Origin of the sequence: Pseudolysinimonas sp., assembly GCF_051954455.1 — a bacterium.
Lineage (GTDB): Bacteria > Actinomycetota > Actinomycetes > Actinomycetales > Microbacteriaceae > Pseudolysinimonas.
Genome location: NZ_JBQCHS010000012.1, coordinates 45,966 through 61,023, shown reverse-complemented (window position 1 = coordinate 61,023; position 15,058 = coordinate 45,966). Strand labels below are relative to the sequence as shown.

The following is a 15,058-nucleotide window of genomic DNA, read 5'->3' as shown; positions in this document are numbered from 1 at the left end:
CCACGGATGTCGGCCGCGCTTGCGACACTCGTCGCGTGGATGCCGCTGCCGTTCTCGTGATCGTCAACCTGGTGCTGACGCTCGTCCTCGTCGCGCTCGTCGTGGTGCTGATCGGGCGGGTGCGCGCCGCGTCGTCGGCGACGACCGAGGGTCCGGCACTCGACGCCATCGTGCGCGACGAGCTGCGTCGGAGCGCATCGGAGCTGCGCGACGACCTCACCCGTCAGCGCGGCGAGCTCACGGACGCCCTGACGCGCCTGCGGATCGAGAACCAGCAGCAGCTCGACCAGGTGCGGGAGTCGGTCGGCGAAAAGCTGCAGACCACGCTGACGACCTCGCTCGCCGAGAACGCGGAGCGGATCCAGGCGCTCACGAAGGCCAACGCCGACAAGCAGGCGGAGTTGCAGACGACCCTGCGCGACGAGCTCGACAAGCTGCGCCAGGGCAACGAGGCGAAGCTCGAGAAGATGCGTGAGACCGTCGACGAGAAGCTGCAGGGGACGCTCGAGAAGCGGCTCGGCGAGTCGTTCACCCTGGTGAGCGAGCGGCTCGAGCTCGTGCAGCGCGGCCTCGGCGAGATGCAGCTGCTCGCCTCGGACGTCGGCGGGCTGAAGCGCGTCCTGACCAACGTGAAGAACCGCGGCGGATGGGGCGAGGTCCAGCTCTCGCGCCAGCTCGAGGACCTGCTGACCCGCGAGCAGTACGAGGAGAACGTCGCGGTCAAGCCCGGCTCGGCGGAGCGGGTCGAGTTCGCCGTGCGGATGCCCGGCGGCGACGACCCGGTCTACCTCGCCATCGACTCCAAGTTCCCGCAGGAGGACTACGAGCGGCTTCTCGACGCGCAGGAGGCGGGCGACAAGGTCGCCATCGACGACGCCGGCAGGGCGCTCGAGCGCGCCGTCCTGGAGCAGGCGAAGACCATCGCCGCCAAGTACATCGCCGCCCCGCACACCACGGACTTCGCGATCCTGTACCTGCCGACGGAGGGGCTGTTCGCCGAGGTCATGCGCCGCCCCGGGCTGGCGGGGCGGATCCAGCGGGATCTGCACGTGATGGTGACGGGGCCGACCACTCTCATGTCGCTGCTCAACGCGCTGCAGATGGGCTTCCGCACCCTCGCCATCGAGCAGCGCAGCTCGGAGGTCTGGAAGGTGCTCGGCGCGGCCAAGTCCGAGTTCGAGAAGTACGGCCTCGTGTGGGAGAAGCTGAAGAAGCAGCTGGCCACGGCGCAGAACACGGTCGACGAGGCGGGCACGCGCACCCGCGCCCTCAGCCGGAAGCTCCGCGATGTCGAGTCGCTCGACGCGCTGCCGAGCGCGCCGACCGCCGAGAACCTCCTCGAGGAGCTCGGCTCGGTCGACACGCTCGCCGGAGTCGGGCGTCCGGAGATCGACCGCGATCTCGCCACGCCGGCCCTGCTCGACGTCGAGGCGGACGACGACGCGGCGGACGCGGTCGGCTAAGGCGCCTCGAGGTCACCGTCCTCGGCCGCCTCGGCGAGCTCCTCGCGGACGATCTGGCCGACCGTCGGCGGCGCGCCGACCAGGGCCGGCTGCGGTGCGACACCCGCCGACGCCTCCTGCGACTCCGCGTCGACCGGGGCTGCGAACTGCGCCTGGTACAGCCGGGCGTAGGCGCCGCCCGCCGCGAGCAGCTCGTCGTGGGTGCCCTGCTCGACGATCGAGCCGGACTCCATGACCAGGATGAGGTCGGCGTCCCGGATCGTCGAGAGACGGTGCGCGATGACGAACGAGGTGCGGTCCTTGCGCAGCTCGCCCATCGCGCGCTGCACGAGGAGCTCCGTGCGGGTGTCGACGGAGCTCGTGGCCTCGTCGAGGATGAGCACGCTCGGCGCGGCGATGAACGCGCGCGCGATCGTGATGAGCTGCTTCTCGCCGGCGGAGACGTTGCCGCCCTCGTCGTCGAGCACCGTGTCGTAGCCGTCGGGAAGGGAGTGCACGAAGCGATCGACGTACGCGGCCTCGGCGGCGGCGAGGATCTCCTCCTCCGTCGCCCCCGGCTTGCCGTAGGCGATGTTGTCGCGGATCGTGCCCTGGAAGAGCCAGGTGTCCTGCAGCACCATGCCGGTGCGACAGCGCAGGTCGGCCCGCGTCATCCGGCGGGTGTCGATGCCGTCGACCGTGATCCGGCCGGCGTCGACCTCGTAGAACCGCATGATGAGGTTGACGAGCGTCGTCTTGCCGGCGCCGGTCGGGCCGACGACCGCGATCGTCGAGCCGGGAGCCGCGACGAGCGACAGGTCGTCGATGAGCGGCTTGTCCGACTCGTAGCGGAACGACACGTTCTCGAACGCGAGGCGTCCGGTGCGGCCGGCGGGCGACTCGACGTCGTCGGCAGCCGGGTCCGGCAGCTGCTCGTCGGCGTCGAGGAGCTCGAACACCCGCTCGGCGCTCGCGACTCCCGACTGCAGCAGGTTGGCCATCGAGCTCAGCTGCGCGAGCGGCTGCGTGAACTGACGGGCGTACTGGATGAACGCCTGCACGTCGCCGATGCGGATCCCACCGCTCGCGATCATGAGCCCGCCGACCACGGCGATCGCGACGTAGATCAGGTTGCCGATGAACATCGTCGCCGGCATGATCAGGCCGCTCACGAACTGGCCGCCGAAGCTCGCCGCGTAGAGCTCCTGATTCTTCTTCTCGAAGGCCGCCTCGACCTCCCGATGCCGGCCGAACACCTTGACGAGCGCGTGGCCCGTGTAGCCCTCCTCGATCTGCGCGTTGAGCTGGCCGGTGGCCGCCCACTGGGCGACGAACCGCTTCTGCGCGCGCTTGCCGATGACGGCGGTCAGCGCCACCGTAAGCGGCACGGTCACGAGCGCGATGAGCGCGAGCACCCACGAGATCGAGAACATCATGACGAGCACGCCGAGCACCGTCAGCACCGAGACGACCATCTGGCTGACGGTCTGCTGCAGCGACTGGGAGATGTTGTCGATGTCGTTCGTGACGCGGCTGAGCAGCTCACCGCGCGGGGTCCGGTCGAAGTAGGTCAGCGGGAGTCGGTGGATCTTGCTCTCGACGTCGCGCCGCAGCCGGTAGACGGTGCGCTGTGTGACCGCGTTGAGCAGGTACCCCTGCAGCCAGCTGAAGACGCTGGACGCGACGTAGAAGATGAGCACGATGCCGAGCGTCAGCTCGAGCGCGGCGAAGTCGATGCCCTGCCCGGGGTGCAGGTCGAGCGTGCTGACGACGCCGGCGAGCTGGTCCTGGTGGTTCGCCTGGAGCCGCCGGATGATCTCAGCCTTCGTGGTGCCGGCCGGGAACTGCTTCGAGAAGAAGCCCTCGAAGATGAGGTTCGTCGCGTTGCCGAGGATCTTCGGCCCGAGCACGCTGAACACGACGCTGACGACGCCGAGCAGGATGACGAGCGTCATGGCGCCGGCCTCGGGGCGGAGACGCCCGACGAGGCGGCGCGCCGACGGCCAGAAGGTCTTCGCCTTCTCGCCGCCGCCCTGCATGCCGAAGGGGCCGCCGCCCTGCGGGGGCCGCCGCGTGGTGGCCTGGAAGCCCTGGGCTCGGGCGGGGGTCGGGGAGGTCGCCTGCTGCGGCTCCCGGGGGGTGCGGTCCGACATCAGGCGGCCTCCTCGCTCAGCTGGCTCTCCACGATCTCGGCGTACTCCCGGCAGGAGTGCAGGAGTTCCTGATGGGTCCCGACGCCCACGACCGCGCCGTCCTCCAGGACGATGACCTGGTCGGCCTCGATGATCGTCGACACGCGCTGCGCGACGACGATGCGCGTGGCGTCGGCCACCTCGCGGTCGAGCGCCTGGCGCAGCCGCGCGTCGGTCGCGGTGTCGAGCGCCGAGAACGAGTCGTCGAAGACGTAGATCTCGGGCCGTTTGACGAGCGCGCGGGCGATGGCGAGCCGCTGCCGCTGCCCGCCGGAGACGTTGGTGCCGCCCTGCGCGATGGGGGCCTCCAGCTGCTCGGGCATCGCCCGCACGAAGTCGGCGGCCTGGGCGATCTCGAGCGCTGCCCAGAGCTCCTCGTCGGTCGCGTCGGGATCGCCGTAGCGGAGGTTGGAGGCCACCGTGCCCGAGAAGAGGTACGCGCGCTGCGGGATGAGGCCGATCTTCGACCAGAGCACGTCCTGGTCGAGCTCCCGCACGTCGACGCCGTCGACGAGCACCCGACCTCCGGTCGCGTCGAACAGACGCGGGAGGAGGCTCACGAGCGTCGTCTTGCCGGATCCGGTGGATCCGGTGATCGCGGTGACGGTGCCGGGGCTCGCCGTGAACGACACGTCGCGCAGCACCGGCTGGTCGGCTCCGGGGTAGGAGAAGGTGGCGGCGCGCAGCTCCACCTCGCCCCGCCGCGTGACGGCCGTCACCGGCGCGGTCGGCTCGTGGACGGACGGCTCGGTCTCGAGCACCTCGCCGATGCGGTCGGCGGAGACCGCCGCGCGCGGCAGGATCACGGCCATGAAGGTCGCCATCATGACGGCCATGAGGATCTGCGCGAGGTACAGCAGGAACGCGGTGAGCGATCCGACCTGCAGGTCGCCGCCGTCGACCCGCATCGCGCCGAACCACAGCACGGCGACGCTCGAGACGTTGAGCACGAGCATCACGAACGGGAACATGAGCGCGAACAGCCGGCCGGCGCGCATCGCCGTGTCGGTGACGGCCGCGTTCGCCTCGTCGAACCGGTCGATCTCGACCGGCTCCCGCACGAACGCGCGCACGACGCGGATGCCGGTGAGCTGCTCGCGGAGGACGCGGTTGACCCCGTCGATGCGGGTCTGCATCTTTCGGAACTGGGGCACCATCCGCGAGATGATCAGCCCGACGCCGATGAGCAGCACCGGGACCGCGACGACGATGATCCAGGAGAGCGTCACATCCTCGTTGAGGGCCGCGATGATCCCGCCGATCGAGAGGATCGGCGCGGAGACGAGCATCGTGCACGTCATGAGCACGAGCATCTGCACCTGCTGCACGTCGTTGGTCGTGCGGGTGATCAGCGACGGGGCGCCGAAACGGGCGACCTCCCGCTCCGAGAACTGCCCCACCCGGTGGAAGACGGCGCCGCGCAGGTCGCGCCCGAGCGACATGGCGGTGCGCGCGCCGAAATAGACGGCGATCACCGAGCAGATCACCTGGGCGAGCGTGATGACGAGCATGAGCGCGCCGCGCTCGAGGATGTAGCCGGTGTCGCCCTTGGCGACCCCGTTGTTGATGATGTCGCCGTTGATGTTGGGCAGCAGCAGCGAGGCGACCGACTGCCCGATCTGGAAGACGATCACCCCGATGAGGAGCGGCCAGTACGGGCGCAGGAACCGCACGAGGATCTTGCGGAGCATGGTCATCCCTTCTTCTCGGGGTCGGTGGGGGGCAGGACGCCCCGGAGGATGAGGGCGACGAGGTCGTCGACCGGCACGCTCGGGGCACCGGGGACGGCGGACCCGAACGCGAGCTGCCGCACGAAGAAGGCGAAGGTCTCGGTCGAGACGCTGAGCTCCCCCGGCCGGAAGAGCTGCCCGAGCACGGTGAACCACGTGCTCCGTCGGAACTCGTCCGCGCTCGGCGGCGGCCCGGGCTGCATCCGCATCGCGACCGCGAACCGGACGACGCCGCTGAAGCGCTCGACGAAGAGGGTGACGACCTGACGCACCTTCTCCTCGGTGGGGTCGTCGGGGTCGATGCCCCGCAGCCGGTCGCGGAACGGCTCCGGATCGACGACCTTCTCGGTCGCGGCGGCGAGGATGCTCTCCTTGTCGCCGAACGCCCGGAAGAGGGTGCCCTCGGCGACGCCCGCGGCCTCCGCCATCTGCCGGGTCGAGACGTCGCGGCCCTGCTCCCGCACGAGCGGGATGACGGCGTCGAGGATCGCGTTCCGGCGGTCCTCGGGCGCGAGCGGGCGAGCGCGTTCGCGCACCCGCACGACGACGAAGTCGGAGGGGATGGCCACGCCCGTCACCGTACTGAGTGAGCGCTCACTCAGTCAAGGGGTCGTCCACAAGAAGTCAGTCGAGCCACTTCGAGACGAGATGATCGGCCGTGATGCGCCGGATCGTTCCGGACCGCGACCGCAGCACGATGCTCTCCGTGCGGATCACCGGCCCCTTGCGCTGCACGCCGCGGACGAGCATCCCGTCGGTCACACCCGTCGCGACGAAGAAGGTGTTGTCGCTCGTGACGAGCTCGTCGGCCTCGTAGACGTGGTCGAACTTCAGTCCGGCGTCGAGGCCCTTCTGCCGCTCCTCGTCGGTCTTCGGCGCGAGGCGGGTCTGGATCAGACCCCCGAGCGCCTTGATCGCGCACGCGGTCGCGACACCCTCCGGGCTGCCCCCGATCCCGACGCACATGTCGAGCCGGCCCTCGTAGCTCGCGGCGTTGATCCCACCGGCGACGTCACCGTCGAGCAGCAGCCGGGTGCCGGCTCCCGCCGCGCGGATGTCGGCGATGAGCTGCTCGTGCCGCGGGCGGTCGAGCACGCCGATGAGCATCTCCCCCACGTCCTTGCCCTTCGCCTTCGCGAGCGCGCGGATGTTCTCGCCGACCGGACGACGGATGTCGACGACGCCGACGCCCTCCGGTCCCGTGACGATCTTCTCCATGTAGAACACGGAGTGCGCATCGAGCATCGACCCCCGGTCGGCCGCCGCGATCATCGAGATCGCGTTCTGCCGTCCGGCCGCCGTGAGCGAGGTCCCGTCGATCGGGTCGACCGCGATGTCGGTCGCCGGGCCGTTGCCCGTGCCCACCTGCTCGCCGTTGAACAGCATGGGGGCGCGGTCCTTCTCCCCCTCGCCGATGACGATGACGCCCGCGAAGTCGACCGTCGCGAGGAACGTCCGCATCGCATTCACGGCCGCGCCGTCGGCCCCGTTCTTATCGCCGCGGCCGATGAACGGGACCGCGCGGATCGCGGCCGCCTCGGTCGCCCGCACCAGCTCGAGGGCGAGGTTGCGATCGGGGTTCTGATAGTGGGAGGCGGGGTCCGCCATGGTCGGCATCCTGTCGATCGTCGGTGAGCGGGAGGCGTGCGGCGGTGGCGGTGCGCGCGGGACCAGCCTAGGGCGGGCGTCGATAGACTCGCGAGCGTTCCCCTCCGCCGACGAAGGAGCCCCCATGCCCGTCGCCACCCCCGAGCAGTACGCCGAGATGCTCGACACCGCCAAGAAGTCCGGCTTCGCGTTCCCGGCCGTCAACGTGTCGTCGTCGCAGACGATCAACGCGGTGCTGCAGGGCCTGACGGAGGCCGGCTCCGACGGCATCATCCAGGTCACCACCGGCGGGGCGGACTACTTCGCCGGCCAGACCGTGAAGAACCGCGCCTCGGGCGCGCTCGCCTTCGCGAAGTTCGCCACCGAGGTCGCCAAGAACTACCCGATCACGGTCGCCCTGCACACCGACCACTGCCCCAAGGACGCGCTGCCGACCTTCGTCGAGCCGCTCGTCGCCGCCTCCGAGGAGGAGGTCCGGGCGGGACGCAACCCGATCTTCCAGTCGCACATGTGGGACGGCTCCGCCATCCCGCTCGCCGAGAACCTCGAGATCGCGCAACAGCTGCTGCCTCGCATCGCGGCGATCCACGCGATCCTCGAGGTCGAGATCGGCGTCGTCGGCGGCGAGGAGGACGGCGTGCAGCACGAGGGCTCGAACGAGGCGCTCTACACGACCGTCGGCGACGTGACGCAGGCCGTCGAGGCGCTCGGCCTCGGCGAGAAGGGGCGCTACATCGCGGCCCTCACCTTCGGCAACGTGCACGGCGTCTACAAGCCCGGCAACGTGAAGCTCCGCCCGGAGCTGCTGGGCGAGATCCAGCGCGGCATCGCGGAGCGCTTCGGCACCGGCGAGAAGCCGCTCGACCTCGTCTTCCACGGCGGCTCGGGCTCGTCCGACGCCGAGATCGCCGAGGCCGTCGCCAACGGCGTCGTGAAGATGAACATCGACACCGACACCCAGTACGCGTTCACCCGCTCGATCGCCGGCACGATGTTCACGAACTACGACGGCGTGCTCAAGGTGGACGGCGAGGTCGGCAACAAGAAGATCTACGACCCGCGCGCGTGGGGCAAGATCGCGGAGACCGCGATGGCCGCCCGCGTCGTCGAGGCGACGCAGCAGCTCGGCTCCACGGGGCACTCGATCACGTCGAGGTGACGCCCGCTCCGCGTCACTCGGCGGGGAGCTCGAACCGCAGCTTCCCGTCGTCCCAGCGCAGGTCGCTGACCGCCGTGCGGAGCGTCAGGTAGTAGGGCGACAGATGCATGATGCGCCGCCCCTCGGGCAGGTCGATGTCGAGGCTGAGTGCCACCGCCGTCGAGCCGTCGGGCTGGCCGCGGAGCTCGACGAGCACCGAGCCCGTGTCGGCACCGGGTGTCTCGAGCACCGCGGTGAGCAGCGCGCGGAGCGCGGTGCGCTGGGAGACCCGCATCCGATCGGCGCGTCGCTCCGGGTCCACGACCACGACGCGATCGGTCGCGGCCAGGGTGTCGAGCCAGCTGAGGGTGGAGCGGGCCACCAGATCGTCGCGCAGCTGCCGCGCGATCTGGCCGGCGAGCACCCGGTCCCGTGACGTCACCCGACCCGCGCGGGCGACCTCCTCGAGGAACGGGACGGCGCGGGCGGTGAGCTCCGCGAGCCGCCGGCGCTCCTCGGCCTCGGCGTCCTCGCTGCGTGCCGCGTCGAGCGAGACGAGCACCTGCGAGCGGTGTTCGAGCATCGGCAGCATCCGCCGCACCACGGTCGTGGAGAACACGGCGGCCGCCAGCACGCCGAGCACGGGCACCCCGACCACGATCGTCACGATCGAGATCGGTCCCCAGAACGGCACCTGGGGCGCGACGGCCAGATAGGCGAACGGCGTGCTCACCGCGATCGCGGCGAATCCGAGCCCCAGGATCCGGCGCAGGGGCAGGTAGGGCGAGAGCGAGGCGATGACGAGGGCGAACGCGATCGGGGCCCACCACTGCTCGATCGTGAAGCGCGCGCCGATGTAGCCGATCGCCGAGAGGACGAGACCGGCGCCGCCGAGGAGCAGCACGACGATCGCGGCGCCCCAGCCGAGCGGCGGGCGCATCGGGCGGGTCGCCGCGTGGATGACCAGGCACGCGCCGGCGCACAGGGCGACCGCCCCGAACTGCGCGAACGGATGACGGACGTCCGGGAGGGTGACGACGGCCACGGTGAGCCCGTGCAGCAGGATCAGCAGCGCGAACACCAGCGGCACGAACGGGCCGGTGACCCAGCTGAGCGGATCGACCTGCTGCGCCGAGAGCTCGCTCGGCCGGCGGCCGAGGAGGGTCATCGCGCCTCCCGCCGGTGCGGCGACTCGGGCTGCGGCGACACGACCGCCTGGACGGGGACCGTCATGAGCACCGAGGTCCCCTCCCCCGGCGACGACCACACCTGGGCGCTGCCGCCGACGGCGGCGAGCCGGTGCTGCACCGACATCCGCAGGCCGAGCCGATCGGCGGGCACGCTCTCGGGGTCGAAGCCCCGGCCCTGATCCGTCACCATGACGGTCAGCGCGTCGGCGCCCTCCACCAGCTCCAGCTCGGCGACCGTCGCCCCCGAGTGCCGTAGCACGTTCTCGAAGCACGCCCGGATGCCGGCGAGCACGGAATCCGCGACGCCGGATCGGAACCGGTAGACCCCCATCGTCGCGCCCGTCACGTGGACGGTCAGACCCCGCCACTGGAACTCGCTCACGAGCACCATGAGCTCGTTGCGGAGACCCGCGTCCTGGTCGTCGACCGACGGGAGGTCGGCCGTCGTCGAGAGCCAGTCACCGCTGCGGAGGGTGGTGAGATCGTCGCGGAGCCGCTGGCGCGCACGGTCGTCCAGCCGATCCGGCGCATTCATGACGATCGCCAGGTCGTTGAGCACCGTGTCGTGCACGATCGCCGTCGTGCGCCGCGCCAGGTCGTCGCCGAGAGCCAGGCGGCGGGTCTCCCGCTCCAGCTCGTCGAAGTTCGGCAGGCGGCGGCGCTGCCGCGCCTGAAGTGCGCCGAAGGTCGCGTACCCCGCGAGGGCGACCACGAGCACCATCGTCGGCCCGAGGCCCGGGGTGACGGGCACGCCGCCGAGCACGGCGACGACGAGCGGGACGGCGTTCGCGACCGCGTACCCGAGGACGATCCAGAGCATCCCCGTCCAGGCGGACGTCGTCGCGATCCCCACCGCGACCAGCGCGAGCGTGGGCCGGTTCAGCACGAAGAGAGCCTGGTGGAGGAGGCCGGGGTCGCCGCGCAACAGCGTCAGCTCGTAGACGACGCTCGCCGTCCCCGCCACGGCGAGGTAGGCGATCACGGTCCATCGCCGGCGCACCCGCGCGACCACGACGATCCCCGCCAACACGATCGCGAGCATGAGGAGCGGGATCGGGAGGTCGTCCGCGCGCCCGCGACGCACCATCGTCTCGACGAGCATCGGCACGGTCAGCACGATCGTGGCCGCGCCGATCGCCCAGCCCATCATGGCCACGGTGCCGGTGATGATGCCGCCGGCCACCTCGCGGGGCAGCACGCGGATCCTCATGCCGCCTCCGCTCCATCGGTGTCAGCCCTGATTCTGCAGGACGGGCGTCGCTCCGGAGGCGTAGAACACGATCGCGAGCACCAGCGCCGTGCCGACGACGACCGTGGTGCCGACGACGAGCGGCACCCAGAAGGCGACCCGACCGGAGCGCAGACGCCGCATCGCCCACACGATCGCGAGCACGTAGAGCACGACCCAGACGACGATGATCGCGTAGCCGAGGGCCTCGATCCCGGCCGGCGCCCGGAACCCGGTGATGCCCGTCTGCTGCGCGGCCTGTGCGAGGAACCCCCGCAGGTCGAGGAAGCTCACGACCCCCGAGAGCACGTTGTAGGCGCCGAAGGCGAGCAGGCCGATGGTGACGATGCCGTCCCAGCCCGCGGGGCGGCGCTGACCGGGCGGCGGAGGTCCCGGGACGGGACGGCCGGCGGGAGGCGGCGGGGGCGACGGCTCGAGCGGCACGAGCGGCGGCGCATCGGGTCCGCGGATCGCGGCGACCTCCTCCGGCGTGGCGTACTCGCCGTACAGCGGCGCCTGCCGCCGCCGGAGGTCTTCCTCGTCGGCGGGGCGGCTCGTGCCGGTGCCCTCCGCTTCGCTCACGCCCGGCTCCGGCCGCCGAGGGCGCGATCGTCGGCGGCGCCCGAGGCGTCGCGGCGCAGCTCCTTCGGCAACGAGAACATGAGGTCCTCCTCGGCGGTGCGCACCTCCTCGACGTCGCGGTAACCGGCGTCGGCGAGCTGCTCGAGCACCTCCTGCACGAGCACCTCCGGCACGCTCGCGCCGCTCGTGACGCCGACGGTCGCGACGCCGTCGAGCCAGGACTGCTCGATCTCGTCGGCGTAGTCGACGCGGAAGGCCGCCCTCGCCCCGCGCTCGAGGGCGACCTCGACGAGGCGGACGCTGTTGGAGCTGTTGGCCGAGCCGACCACGATCACGAGGTCGGCCTCCGGCGCGACCTTCTTGATGGCGACCTGACGGTTCTGGGTGGCGTAGCAGATGTCGTCGGAGGGCGGGTCCTGCAGGAGCGGGAAGCGCTCGCGCAGCCGGCGCACGGTGTCCATCGTCTCGTCGACGCTCAGGGTGGTCTGCGAGATCCAGACGAGGTTCGCCGGGTCGTCGACCTCGATCGCGTCGACGTCGTCCGGCGAGCCCACCAGGATCGTGCGCTCGGGCGCCTGGCCCATCGTGCCCTCGACCTCCTCGTGGCCGGCGTGGCCGATGAGCAGGATCTGGCGGCCCTGCCCGGCGAAGCGGGTCGCCTCGCGGTGCACCTTGGTCACGAGCGGGCAGGTCGCGTCGATCGTCTCGAGGCCGCGGGCCGCGGCGCCCGCCACGACCGCGGGGCTCACCCCGTGCGCCGAGAACACGAGGTGCGAGCCCTCCGGCACCTCCGCGACGTCGTCGACGAAGATCGCGCCGCGCTGCTCCAGCTCGCTCACGACGTGGACGTTGTGGACGATCTGCTTGCGCACGTAGACCGGCGCGCCGAAGTGCTCGAGCGCCTTCTCGACCGCGACCACGGCCCGGTCGACGCCGGCGCAGTATCCGCGCGGCGCCGCGAGCAGCACGCGCTTCGCCCCTGCGACGGGCTCGTCGCGCAGCCGCCCGCGCGCGGGACGGCGGCGCGGCGGGGCGACGGGGTGGACCCCGTTGGAGATGCCGGACACCCCCCGATTCTACGGAGGCGCTCCTGGGTGCCGCTGCGAGATGCGCCCGCGGTGGACGACGGGAGCCGGCGGTCGGCGGGGGCGGCTAGCCTCGGGGCGTGAGTGAGACGGTCGCGGTCGCCGACGGCAGCGTCCCGGCGACCCCGGAGGCGCCGTGGCCGGTCGCCGTGCTCGCGGGCAAGCTCAAGGGCTGGATCGACCGACTGGGCACGGTGTGGGTCGAGGGCGAGCTGACCCAGTGGGGCGAGCGCGCCGGCAACGTGTACGCGAAGCTGCGCGACCTCCAGCAGGACGTGACCGTCGACCTCCGGATCTGGTCGTCGACCCGCGCCAAGTTCAGCGAGGAGTTCCGCCAGGGCGACCGGGTGATCGCGCTCGTGAAGCCCGACTACTGGCTCAAGGGCGGCACCCTCTCGATGCAGGTCTACAACCTGCGCCACGTCGGTCTCGGCGACATGCTCGAGCGGCTCGAGCGGCTGCGGCGACAGCTCGCCGAGGAGGGGCTCTTCGCCGACGAGCGCAAGGTGCGCCTCCCCTTCCTCCCGCAGTGCATCGGGCTCGTGACGGGTCGCGACTCGGACGCCGAGAAGGACGTCGTGCGCAACGCGCAGCTGCGCTGGCCAGAGGTGCGCTTCCGGCTGCGGTACGCGGCCGTGCAGGGCGACCGCGCCGCGTCGGACGTGGCTGCCGGCATCCGCGAGCTCGATGCGGATCCCGAGGTCGACGTGATCATCCTGGCGCGCGGCGGCGGCGACTTCCAGAATCTGCTGCCGTTCAGCGACGAGGCCCTGCTGCGGACCGCGGCCGCCTGCGTCACGCCGCTCGTGAGCGCGATCGGCCACGAAGCCGACCGGCCCCTCCTGGACGAGGTGGCCGACCTGCGGGCCTCGACCCCGACCGACGCCGCGAAGCGCGTCGTCCCGGACGTCGCCGAGGAGCTCGCCCGCGTGCAGCAGGCGCGCGCCCGGATGACCGGCCGCGTCACCGCTCTCGTGACCGGCGAGATCGACCGGCTCGCGCACATTCGCAGCCGCCCGGCCCTCGCCGACGCGGGCTGGCTCGTCGAGTCGCGGGCGGAGGAGCTGACCCGCTGGGTCGCGCGCGGCGCCGAGCTCATGGATCACACCGTCGAGCGTCACGAGCGCCGGGTCGACGAGCTGCGCGGGCAGCTCCGCGCCCTCTCCCCGCAGCGGACCCTGGAGCGCGGCTACGCGATCGCGCAGCGGCGCGACGGCGCCATCCTGCGGTCGGCCGCGGAGGCGACGACGGGCGAGCCGCTCCTCCTCACCCTCGCGGACGGCGAGGTCTCCACCACGGTCGACGCACCCGCCCGACCCGCCGGAGGCCGCGGGTAGACTGACGGCCGTGTCCGACACCCCTCCCGACGTCGCCGAGCTGAGCTACGAGCAGGCGCGCGACGAGCTGGTGCGGGTCGTGACGGAGCTGGAGCAGGGGTCCGCCACCCTCGAGCAGTCGCTCGCGCTGTGGGAGCGCGGGGAGGCCCACGCGCGACGCTGCGAGGAGTGGCTCGTGGGCGCGAAGCAGCGGCTCGACGCGGCCCGCAGCGCCGCCGCGGCCGCCGAGTCGTGAGCCCGAAGTACGCCGGCAGCGACGAGCAGGGCCGGCCGATCGTCGCGGAGCTCGGACGCCCGGAGACCGCGGACGAGATCGCGGATCGTCGCGCCGCCTCCAGCCGCGCCCACCGCGCCAATCAGACGCTCATCAACCTCCTGCTGGCCATCGGCGCCTCGCTCGTCGTCGTGGTCGTGCTGGTCCTCGTCGTCGTGCGGCCGGCCCCCGAGAACTCCCGACAGCAGGTCGACTACCTGCAGACCGCCCAGCAGGCGCAGGCCTCGGTGGACAGCCGGCTGGCCGCCCCCCGGCTCCCCTCCGGCTGGTACGCGAACCGGGCCGAGCTCTCGCAGCCCGGCGACGGCCAGGTCTCCACGTGGGAGATCGGCCTGCTGAGCCCCGACGCGCGATACGTCGGCCTGACCCAGGGATTCCGGGCCGACGCGACCTGGGTCGCCGACCAGGTCGAGCGGCTGCAGCCCACCCGCACGCGGAGCTACGGCGGTCTGGACTGGCGGGTCTACGACCACCGCGACCGCACGCTCGGCGACGACGCGCACGTCGCCTACGCCCTCGTCGCGACGAGCGGCGATTCCACCATCGTGCTGACCGGCTCGACCGCCACGAACGGCGAGTTCGCGACGGTCGCCACCGCCATCGGGAAGGAGCTGCAGTGACCGACGACGTCCGTCCGACGCCCGCGGAGGCCTGGGAGGAGATGCAGCGCGGCAACGAGCGCTTCGTCTCGGGAACGCCCCGGCACCCCCGCCAGGACGTCGAGCGCCGCGAGGAGCTCGCCGTGGGGCAGGAGCCGCACGCGATCCTGTTCGGCTGCAGCGACTCCCGCCTGGCCGCCGAGATCATCTTCGACAAGGGGCTCGGCGACCTGTTCGTGGTGCGCAACGCCGGTCAGGTCGTCTCGAGCTCGGTCGTCGGCTCGATCGAGTACGGCGTCGAGGTGCTGAAGGCCCCGCTGCTGGTCGTGCTCGGGCACGACTCGTGCGGGGCCGTCGCCGCCGCGATCGCGCAGTCCGAGCCCGACGCCGCGCCGCTGCCGCCGCACATCCGCGACCTCATCGCACCGATCGCGCCCGCCGTCGAGGCGGTGCCCGTCGTCGACGGGCACCGGGACCCGTCCGCCGTCGGGCGCGCGCATCTGCGCGACACCGTGGCCGAGCTGCTGGACGAGTCCGAGCTCCTGTCCGAGGCCGTGGCCGCGGGTAGGTTGGGCATCGTCGGCGCGAACTACCGGCTCCTCGAGGGGCGCGTGGTCCCCGACGTCGTCCTCGGCCTCCCCGCCTGACCCTCC

14 protein-coding genes are annotated in these 15,058 nt (G+C 71.9%); 6 read left to right on the top strand and 8 right to left on the bottom strand.

All coding sequences use genetic code 11. The annotated features are described in order from the left end of the window. Positions 1 to 35 precede the first annotated feature (35 nt). Positions 36 to 1,463: a DNA recombination protein RmuC gene (gene rmuC, locus ACTHM3_RS04245; protein ID WP_440404845.1), complete on the top strand. Its 1,428-nt coding sequence runs from the start codon at positions 36 to 38 to the stop codon at positions 1,461 to 1,463. Here the strand turns inward: rmuC and ACTHM3_RS04240 are convergent. Genes ACTHM3_RS04240 through glpX form a run of 4 tightly spaced genes read right to left on the bottom strand, consistent with a single transcriptional unit; the run spans position 1,460 to position 6,972 of the window. Next, on the bottom strand, positions 1,460 to 3,595 hold the full coding sequence (locus ACTHM3_RS04240; protein ID WP_440404844.1) for an ABC transporter ATP-binding protein: 2,136 nt from the start codon (positions 3,593 to 3,595) through the stop codon (positions 1,460 to 1,462). The genes rmuC and ACTHM3_RS04240 overlap by 4 nt on opposite strands. Then, positions 3,595 to 5,325, bottom strand: a complete 1,731-nt coding sequence (locus ACTHM3_RS04235; RefSeq protein WP_440404966.1) for an ABC transporter ATP-binding protein — start codon at positions 5,323 to 5,325, stop codon at positions 3,595 to 3,597. The genes ACTHM3_RS04240 and ACTHM3_RS04235 overlap by 1 nt, the downstream gene beginning before the upstream one ends. Before the next feature lie 2 nt (positions 5,326 to 5,327). After that, positions 5,328 to 5,933: a TetR/AcrR family transcriptional regulator gene (locus ACTHM3_RS04230; RefSeq protein ID WP_440404843.1), complete on the bottom strand. Its 606-nt coding sequence runs from the start codon at positions 5,931 to 5,933 to the stop codon at positions 5,328 to 5,330. Between the two features lie 55 nt (positions 5,934 to 5,988). Beyond that, a complete protein-coding gene (glpX, locus tag ACTHM3_RS04225) occupies positions 5,989 to 6,972 on the bottom strand; it encodes a class II fructose-bisphosphatase (protein ID WP_440404842.1) in 984 nt (327 codons plus the stop codon). A 124-nt stretch (positions 6,973 to 7,096) separates the two neighbouring features. On the opposite strand from glpX, the gene fbaA reads away from it, so the two are divergent. Further along, positions 7,097 to 8,131 carry a class II fructose-bisphosphate aldolase gene (gene fbaA, locus ACTHM3_RS04220; RefSeq protein WP_440404841.1) on the top strand — a complete coding sequence of 345 codons (1,035 nt, stop codon included), beginning with the start codon at positions 7,097 to 7,099 and terminating at the stop codon, positions 8,129 to 8,131. Between the two features lie 13 nt (positions 8,132 to 8,144). Here the strand turns inward: fbaA and ACTHM3_RS04215 are convergent, their stop codons facing one another. From ACTHM3_RS04215 to ACTHM3_RS04200, 4 genes are read right to left on the bottom strand one after another with little or no spacing between them, the layout of a single operon-like run. Beyond that, positions 8,145 to 9,278: a hypothetical protein gene (locus tag ACTHM3_RS04215; RefSeq protein WP_440404840.1), complete on the bottom strand. Its 1,134-nt coding sequence runs from the start codon at positions 9,276 to 9,278 to the stop codon at positions 8,145 to 8,147. After that, positions 9,275 to 10,510 (bottom strand): sensor histidine kinase, encoded by a 1,236-nt coding sequence (locus ACTHM3_RS04210; protein WP_440404839.1) that lies wholly within the window; start codon positions 10,508 to 10,510, stop codon positions 9,275 to 9,277. Before ACTHM3_RS04210 ends, ACTHM3_RS04215 begins: the two co-directional genes overlap by 4 nt. Before the next feature lie 21 nt (positions 10,511 to 10,531). Further along, on the bottom strand, positions 10,532 to 11,110 hold the full coding sequence (locus ACTHM3_RS04205; RefSeq protein WP_440404838.1) for a DUF6264 family protein: 579 nt from the start codon (positions 11,108 to 11,110) through the stop codon (positions 10,532 to 10,534). Next, positions 11,107 to 12,168 (bottom strand): 4-hydroxy-3-methylbut-2-enyl diphosphate reductase, encoded by a 1,062-nt coding sequence (locus ACTHM3_RS04200; protein ID WP_440404965.1) that lies wholly within the window; start codon positions 12,166 to 12,168, stop codon positions 11,107 to 11,109. The genes ACTHM3_RS04205 and ACTHM3_RS04200 overlap by 4 nt, the downstream gene beginning before the upstream one ends. A 107-nt stretch (positions 12,169 to 12,275) precedes the next feature. Here ACTHM3_RS04200 and xseA point away from each other — a divergent pair, with 107 nt between their 5' ends. The 4 genes from xseA to ACTHM3_RS04180 are packed head-to-tail and all read left to right on the top strand — an operon-like array spanning position 12,276 to position 15,052. After that, a complete protein-coding gene (gene xseA, locus ACTHM3_RS04195) occupies positions 12,276 to 13,532 on the top strand; it encodes an exodeoxyribonuclease VII large subunit (RefSeq protein WP_440404837.1) in 1,257 nt (418 codons plus the stop codon). A gap of 1 nt (position 13,533) precedes the next feature. Next, the gene (locus tag ACTHM3_RS04190) at positions 13,534 to 13,767 is read left to right on the top strand and encodes an exodeoxyribonuclease VII small subunit (RefSeq protein ID WP_440404964.1); all 234 of its coding nucleotides are present in this window, start codon (positions 13,534 to 13,536) and stop codon (positions 13,765 to 13,767) included. After that, a complete protein-coding gene (locus tag ACTHM3_RS04185) occupies positions 13,764 to 14,426 on the top strand; it encodes a DUF4245 domain-containing protein (protein WP_440404836.1) in 663 nt (220 codons plus the stop codon). The genes ACTHM3_RS04190 and ACTHM3_RS04185 overlap by 4 nt, the downstream gene beginning before the upstream one ends. 41 nt (positions 14,427 to 14,467) lie before the next feature. Then, positions 14,468 to 15,052 (top strand): carbonic anhydrase, encoded by a 585-nt coding sequence (locus ACTHM3_RS04180; RefSeq protein WP_440404963.1) that lies wholly within the window; start codon positions 14,468 to 14,470, stop codon positions 15,050 to 15,052. Positions 15,053 to 15,058 lie beyond the last annotated feature (6 nt).

Excerpts from the sequence above, each read along its gene's own strand:
- ACTHM3_RS04240 (WP_440404844.1), bottom strand. The coding sequence starts at position 3,595 with ATGTCGGACCGCACCCCCCGGGAGCCGCAGCAGGCGACCTCCCCGACC.
- ACTHM3_RS04235 (WP_440404966.1), bottom strand. The coding sequence starts at position 5,325 with ATGCTCCGCAAGATCCTCGTGCGGTTCCTGCGCCCGTACTGGCCGCTC.
- glpX (WP_440404842.1), bottom strand. The coding sequence starts at position 6,972 with ATGGCGGACCCCGCCTCCCACTATCAGAACCCCGATCGCAACCTCGCC.
- fbaA (WP_440404841.1), top strand. The coding sequence starts at position 7,097 with ATGCCCGTCGCCACCCCCGAGCAGTACGCCGAGATGCTCGACACCGCC.
- ACTHM3_RS04215 (WP_440404840.1), bottom strand. The coding sequence starts at position 9,278 with ATGACCCTCCTCGGCCGCCGGCCGAGCGAGCTCTCGGCGCAGCAGGTC.
- ACTHM3_RS04210 (WP_440404839.1), bottom strand. The coding sequence starts at position 10,510 with ATGAGGATCCGCGTGCTGCCCCGCGAGGTGGCCGGCGGCATCATCACC.
- ACTHM3_RS04180 (WP_440404963.1), top strand. The coding sequence starts at position 14,468 with ATGCAGCGCGGCAACGAGCGCTTCGTCTCGGGAACGCCCCGGCACCCC.